Genomic DNA, 11,922 nt, shown 5'->3' on the forward strand with positions numbered 1-11,922 from the left:
TTGTATTTAGTCACTATTTAACCGGCATGTTTTTGATTAAATTTCAAATAAATGACGTAGAAGTGAAGTTTTTAAGCATAAAATACGAGGAATTCTACAAATTTGACTTCTTTATATAATTATTGTCCAATCTGGTTCGACCATTAAGGAGGATTTATGGCAAAAGCAAAATGTAATCCTCAGCCGAATGAATTTAACAAAGACACCGAATTCGGCAGAGGCGAGATTAAAGACAATGCGCTAAAGGCAGTTGTTACCAGTCAGTTGTTCAGAACCCGAGTCGTCAAAGCGAAAAAAGGTAAAGGCAGCTTCAACCGCAAAATGAAGCACCGAGGCAAAGAGCCCTATTCAAAGTTCTCACCAAAGTGGATTTTGAATAGGGCTTTTTTCATGCTCAGAGTCAAAGAATTGTTTGACCGAAAAGTTTCTGTTCAGGCCTATTGCTCATAAAAATCAATACTTAGCTGTCAAGTTTGCGCTAACCATTTGATGCTGAATTCAGATGGAGATCGTATCCTGATTGACGATAGCTCTCAGCGCGCTGATCGACTCAACTGTTAGGTGTGAACCTTCATCGATTGATTTCATAAACTCGTCCACTTCCAATAGTTTCGACATCGAACTGAGAAAGCCTTGGTTGATGATCTCGATAAATGAGCGAGTTTCGGTCGTTAGGGATTGGTTGCTCAGAACTACGTGGTTGATTTCATCAATCGACGTGCTGGTTCGAGTTGCTAAAGTTCTCACTTCATCCGCAACCACTGTAAATCCTCGTCCATGTTCACCAGCTCTAGCTGCTTCAATCGCTGCGTTTAGAGCTAGGAGATTGGTTTGTGAGGCGATGCTGTCGATCACTTTGACGATTTCAGTGACTTGCTGCGAGGTTTTAAATAGCTCTTGAACTTTATCGTCACAAGCGGTGACGGCACTCAGTACTTCTTCAATCATGGTGCGAAACTCATTCAGAGAATGTTCTGCGCCGCAGACGTTTGATGTGGCTTCTTCGCTGGCATTTCTCGCGATAAAAGAAGAGTCGGCTATCGCTTGAGAGATGTTTAAATCCCTTTGAACTTTATCAGTGATGTCAGATGCAAATTTGACGACTTTGATGACGTTGCCCAACGGATCGTAGATGGGGTTGTAAGTGGCTTCAATGTACACTTTGTCACCTGAGGCTGAACGCCTTAAAAATTGTCCGGACTTAAACTGGCCGGCGGCGAGATCTTTCCAAAAGCCGGGATTTTCTTGGTAAAAATCGTCAAAGCAAAATAGTTTGTGATGTTTTCCTTGAACATCGCTCAACTCGTATCCCAAGGTTTTTAAGAAGTTTTGGTTGGCGGTCAGAATGTATCCTTCACGGTCGAACTCAATCGTGGCTAGAGACAGATCTAACGCGTTCAAAATGGCTTCTTTTTGCTCTGATTCTAGCCGCTGTTGTGTCACGTCTGACGCGATCTTGACTACTTTTTCAATTTGTCCGTGTTCAGATTCAATAGGAAAGTAACTGGCTTCAAGTACCAGTCTTTCACGTTGCGAGGTTAGACGCTCAAACGTACCGCGTTTATGCTTACCCATTTTTAAGTCATCCCAAAATTGTTGGTATCGAGGGGACTGAACATAGTCTCGGTCACAGAAAATCGAATGATGTTTTCCAACAACCGCTTCTCGTGTGTATCCGACACAAGAAAGAAATAAATCATTCGCATTGAGAATGATGCCTCTCGTATCAAACTCAATCATTGCCATACTATCGGATAAGCCTTTGATGAAGCGACGGTATTCACTTTCTGCTTCTTGGTTTCGAGTTCGCAAGCCAAACATTTTGAATTCCTTTTCTAAATGAGCTTTTCAAGAATTTAGTTTTCGCTATTTTTTCGATGTAAGTATTTGTAAATAAAGTTGTCAGTATGTAAATTTAGGCGTACATGTGCATAAAGCAAATGGCAGCAGAGTCAATTTTGTCGCGTTTTTGGCGAATGTTTGATGGCTTTGATTCACGTTTGGGAAATAACTGTATGCAAAACAAAGGGGTGGAAGGTCACTTCTTCACAAGATGTATAGAAAATTTCTTTTTAAGAAATTGTTCAATTGAGCTTATTAATGAAGTGCACATAAACAAATTAGTGACTTCGTATTCAAAGTAAGAATAACAAAAAAGTACCAAATTTGTATTAAAAAGTACTAATTTAGATTCATATCAATAAGCATCTCATTTCGTTATTGATGGGTCTGCTATATCTTTATTCGAATCAAACAGCAGACATTGTTTTCAAAAAAAGACTGGTGAGTAGTGGGTATGGCATCAACAAGTTTTAGTACTTATGGTTACAAGTGCACTAGGGCGTGTACTTCGTTGTTATTACTATGGCTTGCCATGTGTTCGTACAGTTTCGCTCACCAAACTAAAGTCGATACATTGATTGTCACCAATTCTAAGGCTTGGAAGCCGTTCTCATATGTCTCACAAGATGGTGAACCCAAAGGCATCCTGATTGACTTTTGGCGAGAGTATGCCGAAAGAAATCACGTTCGTGTTGAGTTCCTGCTGCTCGATTGGGAAGAGTCTTTGCGTGCAGTTAAGGAGGGGCGTGCGGATGTTCACGCTGGTCTGATTTACTCTGAGGCTCGCGATAAGTACCTTGATTTTGGTGCGGTTATCATGCCTATTCAAACCAAGTTGTACGTCAATAAAGATATGCTAGCCGTTGATATTAAGGGCGTTCTTACTGGAGAGGTAGAGCTTCCTATTGGCTTGGTAAAAGGCAGCTATGAAGCGGAATTTGTGCGTGCCAACTACCCTAGAGCGTCGCTAGTGGAATATTTAAATAACGATGCGATGATCCGAGCTGCCGTCGAGAAAAATATCTTGTACTTTGTCGCCGATTTGCAAGTGGCTAACTTCCACATGGCGACAACACCCGATGCAGGCATGTTTGTGCCTACCCTCAATCTGTACAGCAAAGATCTGCGCATTGCGACAGGCGAGCACAGTTCGATTCCAGTAACGAAAATCTCCCACGACTTTGAAAAAATCATCGACTCAGACAAAGAACGGATCCTCAATCGGTGGAGTTTAGTCAAGACGGTATATCCCATTTACCTGTTGCCAATTGCCATTTTCATCATGGTTATTGCCACGCTTTACCATATCTTCACCCTTAAGCGAATGGTGACTCTACGAACAAAGCAGCTCACCTTAGCAAATCAGCAATTGCTTGAACTGACGCTGACGGATCCGCTCACCAAACTTTATAATCGCAGGCATTTGATCGAGCGATTGGCAACGCTGAGTTCATTGCAAAAAAACGTAACCGTGATGGTGTTTGATATTGATGACTTTAAATCGATCAACGACAAATACGGCCATTTAATCGGTGACCAAGCGATTGTCGCTGTTGCCGACACGGCAAAATCGCTGACTGACGAACGAATAACCTTAGCGCGAATCGGTGGTGAGGAATTTGCGTTGGTGACTGCCTCTCTATCTGAAAAAGAAGCTGAAACGCTTGCAAAGGCGATTTGCAGCTGTGTTTACGATCGACCTGTTTTACTCAATGGGCAAGCGATCCATGTCAGCGTGAGTTTGGGTTGCGCCTATTATCGCGAGTTCAAAGGCATCATAAACTTGCACGAAGCCGACCAACTCATGTACTGCGGCAAAATGAATGGTAAAAACTGCGCGATGTTCAAAGTGATCGATAAAAGCAAAGTTGAGCCTCTTCTTCGTCAGGTGCCTTAAGTTTTTGCGTAGTGAATCGCTATTTCGATTTTTCCTCTTGCTATACTCAATTGAATTTCAAGTTTTTATTGCCGCTTTTCGTTTCTGAGATTAGCTCAAAGACTTAGAGGAAAGTTATGCCAAAAGCTGTCGCCGCTCTGTTGTTCCTGCTCTTCACTTCACTTTCGTATGCCGAAAGTGCTTTCGATATTGTCCAAAAATCAGACCAAGCAATGAGGGGAAAATCCAGTTATAGCGAGGCAACCATGGAGATCGTTCGTCCTGATTGGACACGCTCTATGACGATGAAAAGTTGGACAAAAGGCACGGAGTTGTCGATCGTGTTGGTAACCGCGCCAGCCAAAGATAAAGGCAGCGCATCGCTAAAGCGTCATAGAGAAATGTGGAATTGGGTGCCGAGTATTGAGCGCATAATTAAAATCGCGCCTTCTATGTTGAGCCAATCTTGGATGGGGTCGGATTTTACTAATGATGATCTGATCAACCAATCATCAATCGTTGTGGATTATCAACACGCTTTAGTCGGCAATGACAGCTTTGAGGGGGATAAAGTCTGGGTCATTGAAGCGACAGCTAAACCTGATGCGCCTGTTGTTTGGAACAAAGTTTCGTTGTGGATTTCTCAGTCGACGTATTTGCAACGCAAAGTGGAATTTTATGATGAATTCGATGAACGAGTGAATGTGTTGACGACTTACGACGTTAAAGAGCTAGGCGGTAGAAAGATAGCGACGCGAATGGAGATGAAACCCGTCGATAAACCGGGGAATAAAACCATTTTTACCACGCATCAGGCACAGTTTGACTTCGATATAAATGATGACTTTTTCTCGCAGCAGCAAATGAAATCCCTGCGTGATTAACTTGCGGTAGAGACCAACAAAAGAGAGGGGTGAGAAGCGGATGCTCATCAAACTTGCATGGCGCAATTTATGGCGGCAAAAAAGGCGGACGTTACTGACGGCCACTGCTCTCGCGCTAGTGCTTTTTCTCTCCTTACTCACCAGAGCCTTCCAAGAAGGTAGCTACAGTTCCAACATCAAAAACGCCGCAAAGTTTTATACTGGGCTTATTCAATTGCAAAACCCTGAGTTTGGCGACTCATCTAGCATTGATGATGTGCTTCCTCAAACCGATGCCTTTATTTCTGCATCTAAAGCAAACTCGAATATCGATGTCATTCTTCCGCGTGTTGAATCCTTTGCCTTGGCGGCGAAAGGGGAGCGTTCGAAAGGTGTCATGGTTCTAGGCGTTGATCCTGAATCAGAAAATGCGTACTCCCACATTAGTGACAAGTTGGTTCAAGGTGAGTTTATCGCCTCTGGGCAAAATGCGGTTTTGGTCGGTGGCGGTTTAGCGCAGTATCTTCGCTTGAAGATTGGCGATGAGTTGGTGTTGTATGGGGCTGGGTATCGTGGTCAGACGGCTGCGGGGTTGTATCGTGTCGCTGGAATTTTGCATTTCCCGTTACAGCCGTTGGATTCCCAATTGGTTTATATGCCTCTTGATACCGCTCAGACATTGTATTCACTTGATAAACAAGTGACGGCATGGGTGCTCAATACTTCAAATTTACGCGCATTGCCCAGTGTGATTGAGCAATTAAAGCGAGATTACGGCAATAGCGTCGCCGTAAAAGGCTGGCAGGAGTTATCGCCGGAGCTTTCTCAACAAATCGCATTAGACAAAGCTGGCGGGATCTTCCTCATCTACATTCTGTATGGCATCGTTGGTTTTGGTCTATTCGCGACGATTTTGATGACGACGTTAGAGCGCCAGCGTGAATTTGCCGTGATGTTGGCCACTGGGATGCTCAGGAGCAAGCTGATTGGTTTAATTTCAATTGAATCGCTTTTCATCGCCATTATTGGCATTGTTTTGGGTTTGATTGTCAGTGCACCTGTGCTTGGCTACTTCTATTTTAATCCCATTGAAATCACTGGAGAAGCCGCTCAAGTCATGTTGGAAAGTGGTTTTGAGTCCATTGTGCCTGTTTCTCTCGATCCTCACTTGCTGCTTAACCAAATTATCGTGGTTCTCATCATCTTATCCTTGTGCCTTGTCTACCCGATGATTCGTCTTCTTCGTTTACCTATCGCCAGTGGGCTGAAAGGGGGCACGCATGTTGATTAAATTGGCTTGGCGTAATCTTTGGCGGAACAAACTAAGAACGTCCATCATGCTTGGCGCGATGGTGTTTGGTTTGATGGGTGTTGTCGCCATGATCGGATTTATGAATGGTTTAGTAGACAGCATGATCAAAAATGCGATTGCTTGGCAAACCAGCCATTTGCAGATTCATCAAAGTGCGTATCTCGTTAATCCTGAACTGAAAGACATCATACCTGACTCGCAAAGCATCGTGACAACGTTAGAAAAGCATCAAAGCGTGAAAGCCGTATCGGAGCGGTTTCTCGCCGATGGCATGATAGCTTCTGCTCGCAGTTCTCGCGGTATTCGTATTAATGGTATTTATCTTGAACAAGAGCAGAAGATAACGCCGCTTTCTGAGCATATCATCGATGGTTATTGGTTGGATGAAGAGGACCGGAATCCCATTCTTGTATCGCAAAAGACGGCGAAAAGATTGAAGCTACGGGTCGGTTCAAAAGTCATTCTGACGCTTTCAGATATCAATGGGGATGTCTCTGGCGCTGCGTTTAGAGTGAAAGGCATCTTCAAAACACCGTCCACGACCTTTGATGACGGCAACGTGTACGTCCGTAAAGCTGACCTAGAGAAAATTGCAGGGATAGCAGGGGCGCATGAAATCGCCATTTTGCTCAACGCCAATGATGACGACGTGTTGCAAAATATCGTGTCGTTTACCCGAACCTTGATCGACGATGGTTCAGGAAAGCCGTTAACGGTAAGAACATGGCTAGAAATTCAACCCCTGCTTTCGACTATGATGAGCTCGATGGATATCTCCAACCAAGTCATGCTGGTGGTGTTCGTGTTGGCTATGACGCTTGGCATTATCAATATCATGCTTATGTCGGTATTTGAACGAACCAGAGAATTCGGAGTGCTGATGGCAGTGGGCATGCAGCAACACAAAATTCGTATTTTGATCACGTTGGAAACCATGTTCCTTGGTTTGACGGGATGTGCTTTAGGGTTATTTGGCAGCGCTGCCATGATAAAGCTTCTCAGTGTGACGGGATTGTCGCTTGGAGGGCTGGCCGATGGTTTAGGTGCATACGGCGTCGATACTCTGCTTTATCCCCGTGTTTCGTTTTACGAATATCAAATGATCATTGTGGCGATTTTTATGGCCAGTCTGTTTGCGGCTCTGTATCCCGCACGACAAATTCTCAAGCATCGACCGGCTGATGCCATGGGGGAGAAGACCTGATGACAATTAAACTTGAGCGACTGACGAAAACTTATAATCCAGACAGCGATTTCCCTGTGCATGCGGTACAACACGTTGATTTAGAAATAAAACAAGGAGAGTTTGTCGCCATCATGGGGCCTTCTGGCTCGGGTAAAACAACATTGCTCAATATGCTTGGCGGCATTGATGCTCCAACTTCAGGCAGCGTTGAAATCGATGGGTGTTTAATTTCAGAGATGTCGGAGAAAGAGCTGATCGCCTATAGACGAGACAATATTGGTTTTATCTTCCAAGACTACAGTCTTCTTCCTGTTTTGACCGCGTTGGAAAACGTCGAGTTTGTGATGCAGTTACAAGGCAAAACGGAACGAGAATGCCGAGAGCGTGCCATGTCTCTCCTTGATCAAGTTGGTTTAGCTCAGCAGATGCACAAGCGTCCGAGCAAAATGTCGGGTGGTCAGCAACAGAGAGTCGCTGTCGCTCGGGCACTTGCACCTAAGCCTCGCTTTGTCATGGCAGATGAACCGACCGCCAACTTAGACGCAAAGAGTACTTCGGAGTTACTCGACATCATGGAGCAACTGAGCGAACAAGAGGGCACGACATTTATTTTCTCGACTCACGACCCGAGGGTCATCAAACGAGCCCATCGTATTATTGTGTTTGAAGACGGACGCCTCGCGAGAGATTTCGCCAACATCGGTAGCACGGCAGAGAAGTTTCATGCGTAGCGGCTTACACATTCGTTTTTCTCCGCTATGGATGGTGGTGGTTAGTCAGGCATTAAGCCTTTCCTTGCTTGGCTTTTTCAGCTTTTGTGCTGTTGCCAATATCCCTGGTTTACAACCTCAAAAATCTTGGGATTTTGATGGTTATATTAAGTATATGGCAACATACAGCATGCCAGATGATCAAAGCAATACGCTCGATCATCTGCTGCACAATCGTCTGAATTTTGAATACCGTTTTTCTCCAAACTGGCGTGTTAATGTTGGCTTGCGAAACCGAGCTTTGTGGGGCGATGCGTTAGACATTCCTCAATATCCCGAACTTGTCGCGCTAGATAATGGCTACTTTGATTTGAGCAAAAACTGGCGCGAAGACGACGTTATTCTGAATTCTCAATTTGACCGATTGTATGTGAGCTGGAAGAGCGACGATTGGAGTGCCAGTGTCGGGCGTTTTCGTATTAACTGGTCCATGAACACCATCTGGAACCCTAATGACGTTTATAACGCGTACTCGATTTACGACTTTGATTATGAAGAGAGAGCGGGCACCGATGCCATTGTGGTCAGCAAAAAACTTGGTTTTGCCGACGGCTTAGATTTGGTGTTCTCTCCTTCACAAGAATCTGGGCAAAACAGCGCTTCGCTGCGCTATTTTTCAAATGTTTCTGGGTGGGATTATCAAATTATCGCAGGTCGAGCACGGACGGATTACATTCTTGGAGCTGGATTTGCGACCGATGTTTACGATGCAGGACTGCGAGGTGAGTTAACTTGGTTTGATCCAATAGACGCTGAATATCAAGGTGAGCCAACGCAGAATAACACTGTAGCGAGCTTAGAAGCGGATTACAGTTTTGGTGGTGTTCGTAACTGGATGACAAGAGGGGCTTGGTTGTTTATCTCGAAACCTCAAGATGCCAACAGCGCGCTTGCCTATCTCAACTTGCCGCTGAACGCTAAAACCCTGAGCTTTACTAAAAATACCTTCTATGCCGATGTGAGTTTTGATTTAACCGCATTGAATCGTTTCACACTGTCAGCTAGCTACTATGACGATGGTTCTTACTTTGCTGGCTTATCAAGTAATTATTCTTTAGCTACCGACTGGCAACTGCTCACTGTATTACAACGTTTTTCAGGCAGTGGAGACAGTTTGTTTGGCGAAACACCAGCCACTTTGTTGTTTGCGAATATTCGATACAGCTTCTAGCTTTGCCATGTGACCAGTCGTTGTCTCTGAATACGTTTATCAATGGCGAAGAATGCCTCGTTTTTAAATGCATTTTGATACATTGATTTAACATTTACGCAAATGTCGTTATATTTAAGGCTCATCGTTGTCAGGAGTTTATGGATGAACCTTACAATATCAGGGAAGTTGCAGCTCAGTTTCATGCTGCTAGCCGTCGTATTTATCGCATCTGCGATTTTCACTTATCGTAATATAAACATTGTTGAACAGCATGCATCATCATTATTGAGTTCCGATTTGCCGACTGTTGATACCAGTCGTGGAATTCAGCAATCGGTTCAAGCTTCGTTGTCTTCAATCCGAGCGTACATGTTATTGGGAAGTGATGAAGCCGAAAGTTTGCGTTTGAGTCAGAAAGTGCAAAGTATCATGGCATCAACGGACGATGCATTGCCAACCTTACAAGCTCTGATTTCGGAGTCAGATTTCCAGTCGATTCATCAGCAATGGGAAGCGATGAAAGTGTCACTTTTTCAGCTTATTGAGTTGAGCCACAGCGCGGAAAATCTGCCAGCGCATAATCTGTTTATTAACGAAGCTGCACCCATTGCTGAAGTCGCGCTCGACCAAATTCAAAGCCTAATTAATGAAGAGTCAGGCAATGAAATGGGCGGTGAGCGTAAGCGTTTATTTAAAGTCTACGCAGACAGTTACACTTCTCTAGCTAATGCGTTCTCGGCACTGCGTGATTTCCTGTTGTACGGACAGCAAACACATCTGGAGAAGTATCAAGACCTGATCAAATTCCACAACCAATCGGTCGCAGAAATCGACGCTAAACTGGATATGTTGTCAGACAACGACCAATCACTATGGTCATTGTTTAAAGAAATGCAACAGATGTATTTCCCCTTGGCTGATCAAGTGATTACGCTGCGTCAATCAGATGAATGGAACAAAGCAAATTTGCTAATGGCAAATGAGTTGTTACCTGCGGCAAACGCGTTAAATCAAAGCCTAGAAACGATTGTGTTGGCTCAGCAAGCTAAAGCGGATCAAAGCGGCATTGGCATCAGTCAATCAATCAAAAATGTGCTTACGTCGATGCTGGTGGCAGCGTTACTGGTCGTGATTGCGGCGATTGCGATTTCAAAATACATGGGAAATACCATTGGGCGCAGAGTCCAGCGATTATCAGAACGAGCGAAGATTATAGCCTCTGGCGATGTTTCTCAACCACCATTGAACGTTGTTGGCAAGGACGAGCTGGCTGACCTTACGAGCTCTATCAATCGCATGAACGAGTCACTGGCAGGCATTGTTGCAGGTGTAAATGGCAAAGCGAACCAAGTGGACACCAGCATGGGTGCGCTTCTCGAATCGGCACAAGTTACATCCAATAACGTTGAACAACAACAGTCCAATATCTCAGAAATGGGGCGTCAACTCGAAGAGATTGCCTTTGCCGCGAGCAATACGTTGGATCAAGCTAATCAATCGGTGCAAAAGTTGTCAGATTCAAAAGATGAGATAGAACAAGGTCGTGACGCACTTGAGCAAAATAAAGCGACCATGGAAAGTTTACACAGCAGCATAGAAAGTGCCAGCACCCAAGTTACGCAGTTAAGCAAAGAGAGCGAAGCAATTGGCCGCGTGACGGAAGTGATTGAAGGGTTAGCAGAACAGACTAATTTGCTGGCACTCAATGCGGCAATTGAAGCGGCGAGAGCTGGTGAACAAGGGCGAGGTTTTGCTGTGGTTGCCGATGAAGTGCGCATGTTGGCGACAAGAACCACGCAATCGACGACAGAAATCAACGGTATAATTAACGCAATTCAGCGTTCAACTCACACGGTGGTTCAGGAAATTGAACACAGCCAGTCGTTGGCAGAGCAAGGTGCTGAACACATCGATAATGCCGTAACGAGATTGGTTTCAACGACAGAGCAGATCGGTTCTCTAAACGAGCAAATGGCAGAATTGGCCGCTGCTGCCGAGCAGCAATCTCACGCAACGCAATCCATAAATGGGTTAATGGCAGGCATTACACAGTCGGTCGAAATGGTGGCGAGTAACAGTCAGCATGCTTCTGAGACGTCGTTGCAAGTGAAGCAACAAGTCACCGAGTTGAATCAACAAATGGCCATGTTTAAAACGGCTTAGAACCCCCCAATGAATGCTCCTCGACCATGAAGAAATACAATGGTCGAGGGTTTCGACTATTCTACTACTCACATAACCTAATTGCTCATTGAGTTTAGTTATTAAATCTATAGCTAAAACCAAATTTCCTTCCTCACCGCTCAGATCTAATATGACTCCATCGGCAGCAAACACTGCAAAAGAATTTTTAAACTTTACTCTCCAAGGAGCAAGATTATGAGCAAACAAGTAAGCTTAATTGGTCTAGATCGTCAACAATCAGAACAACTAGCACAACAACTGAATCAGCTACTTGCCCACTATCAAGTGCTGTACATGAACACACGTGGTTATCACTGGAACATCAAAGGCCACCAGTTCTTTGAATTGCACGTAAAATTTGAAGAGATCTACACAGATCTTCAAACCAAAATTGATGAACTTGCAGAACGTATTTTAACGTTGGGTTACACACCAGCACACGCGTTTAGCCATTACTTAGAATCAAGCGAAATCAAAGAGCATCAAAACGCGACAGCGGGTGAAGAGTGCGTGAAAGGCTTGGTTGATGGTTTTGGTGTTCTGCTTGTTAAACAGCGTGAGATTTTACAAAACGCTGGTGAAGCAGACGATGAAGGTACTGCGGCACTGATGGGTGATTACATCCGTGAGCAAGAAAAACTGATGTGGATGCTTAACGCTTACCTACAAGGCTAAGTTCAAACATTTACATACGATTCGGGAATAAGCCATAGGAGCACATGAGTGCTCCTTTTTT

General features: G+C 44.4%; 10 protein-coding genes. 9 read left to right on the forward strand and 1 reads right to left on the reverse strand.

The window, feature by feature from the left end:
- Nucleotides 1-156: 156 nt before the first annotated feature.
- Nucleotides 157-450 (forward strand): alternative ribosome-rescue factor A, encoded by a 294-nt coding sequence (locus UF05_RS06995; protein ID WP_005498401.1) that lies wholly within the window; start codon nt 157-159, stop codon nt 448-450.
- Between the two features lie 48 nt (nt 451-498).
- On the opposite strand, the gene UF05_RS26645 is transcribed toward UF05_RS06995, so the two are convergent.
- The gene (locus tag UF05_RS26645; protein ID WP_045545824.1) at nt 499-1,821 is read right to left on the reverse strand and encodes a methyl-accepting chemotaxis protein; all 1,323 of its coding nucleotides are present in this window, start codon (nt 1,819-1,821) and stop codon (nt 499-501) included.
- A 475-nt stretch (nt 1,822-2,296) separates the two neighbouring features.
- Between UF05_RS26645 and UF05_RS07005 the strand changes: the two genes are divergently transcribed.
- The 8 genes from UF05_RS07005 (at nt 2,297) to UF05_RS07040 (ending at nt 11,861) form a co-directional block, all read left to right on the forward strand.
- Nucleotides 2,297-3,739, forward strand: coding sequence for a transporter substrate-binding domain-containing diguanylate cyclase (locus UF05_RS07005; protein ID WP_045545823.1), 1,443 nt, complete (start codon nt 2,297-2,299; stop codon nt 3,737-3,739).
- A gap of 116 nt (nt 3,740-3,855) precedes the next feature.
- Complete coding sequence (locus tag UF05_RS07010; protein ID WP_045545822.1) at nt 3,856-4,602, forward strand: outer membrane lipoprotein-sorting protein; 747 nt, start codon at nt 3,856-3,858, stop codon at nt 4,600-4,602.
- 40 nt (nt 4,603-4,642) lie between these two features.
- Nucleotides 4,643-5,872 carry an ABC transporter permease gene (locus UF05_RS07015; protein WP_045545821.1) on the forward strand — a complete coding sequence of 410 codons (1,230 nt, stop codon included), beginning with the start codon at nt 4,643-4,645 and terminating at the stop codon, nt 5,870-5,872.
- Complete coding sequence (locus UF05_RS07020; RefSeq protein WP_020842299.1) at nt 5,862-7,097, forward strand: ABC transporter permease; 1,236 nt, start codon at nt 5,862-5,864, stop codon at nt 7,095-7,097. The genes UF05_RS07015 and UF05_RS07020 overlap by 11 nt, the downstream gene beginning before the upstream one ends.
- A complete protein-coding gene (locus UF05_RS07025) occupies nt 7,097-7,810 on the forward strand; it encodes an ABC transporter ATP-binding protein (protein WP_005498410.1) in 714 nt (237 codons plus the stop codon). Before UF05_RS07020 ends, UF05_RS07025 begins: the two co-directional genes overlap by 1 nt.
- On the forward strand, nt 7,803-9,020 hold the full coding sequence (locus UF05_RS07030; protein ID WP_005498412.1) for a hypothetical protein: 1,218 nt from the start codon (nt 7,803-7,805) through the stop codon (nt 9,018-9,020). Before UF05_RS07025 ends, UF05_RS07030 begins: the two co-directional genes overlap by 8 nt.
- Before the next feature lie 144 nt (nt 9,021-9,164).
- Nucleotides 9,165-11,165, forward strand: coding sequence for a HAMP domain-containing methyl-accepting chemotaxis protein (locus tag UF05_RS07035; RefSeq protein ID WP_045545820.1), 2,001 nt, complete (start codon nt 9,165-9,167; stop codon nt 11,163-11,165).
- A gap of 216 nt (nt 11,166-11,381) precedes the next feature.
- A complete protein-coding gene (locus UF05_RS07040) occupies nt 11,382-11,861 on the forward strand; it encodes a Dps family protein (protein WP_005461991.1) in 480 nt (159 codons plus the stop codon).
- Nucleotides 11,862-11,922: the final 61 nt, after the last annotated feature.

It is taken from the genome of Vibrio sp. S457-15 (assembly GCF_000960545.1).
GTDB classification, from domain to species: Bacteria; Pseudomonadota; Gammaproteobacteria; order Enterobacterales; family Vibrionaceae; genus Vibrio; species Vibrio parahaemolyticus.

Bases quoted from the DNA above. Each gene is read 5' to 3' on its own strand.
- UF05_RS07025 (WP_005498410.1), top strand. From the start codon at position 7,097: ATGACAATTAAACTTGAGCGACTGACGAAAACTTATAATCCAGACAGC.
- UF05_RS07030 (WP_005498412.1), top strand. From the start codon at position 7,803: ATGCGTAGCGGCTTACACATTCGTTTTTCTCCGCTATGGATGGTGGTG.
- UF05_RS26645 (WP_045545824.1), bottom strand. From the start codon at position 1,821: ATGTTTGGCTTGCGAACTCGAAACCAAGAAGCAGAAAGTGAATACCGT.
- UF05_RS06995 (WP_005498401.1), top strand. From the start codon at position 157: ATGGCAAAAGCAAAATGTAATCCTCAGCCGAATGAATTTAACAAAGAC.
- UF05_RS07035 (WP_045545820.1), top strand. From the start codon at position 9,165: ATGAACCTTACAATATCAGGGAAGTTGCAGCTCAGTTTCATGCTGCTA.
- UF05_RS07005 (WP_045545823.1), top strand. From the start codon at position 2,297: ATGGCATCAACAAGTTTTAGTACTTATGGTTACAAGTGCACTAGGGCG.
- UF05_RS07020 (WP_020842299.1), top strand. From the start codon at position 5,862: ATGTTGATTAAATTGGCTTGGCGTAATCTTTGGCGGAACAAACTAAGA.
- UF05_RS07010 (WP_045545822.1), top strand. From the start codon at position 3,856: ATGCCAAAAGCTGTCGCCGCTCTGTTGTTCCTGCTCTTCACTTCACTT.
- UF05_RS07015 (WP_045545821.1), top strand. From the start codon at position 4,643: ATGCTCATCAAACTTGCATGGCGCAATTTATGGCGGCAAAAAAGGCGG.
- UF05_RS07040 (WP_005461991.1), top strand. From the start codon at position 11,382: ATGAGCAAACAAGTAAGCTTAATTGGTCTAGATCGTCAACAATCAGAA.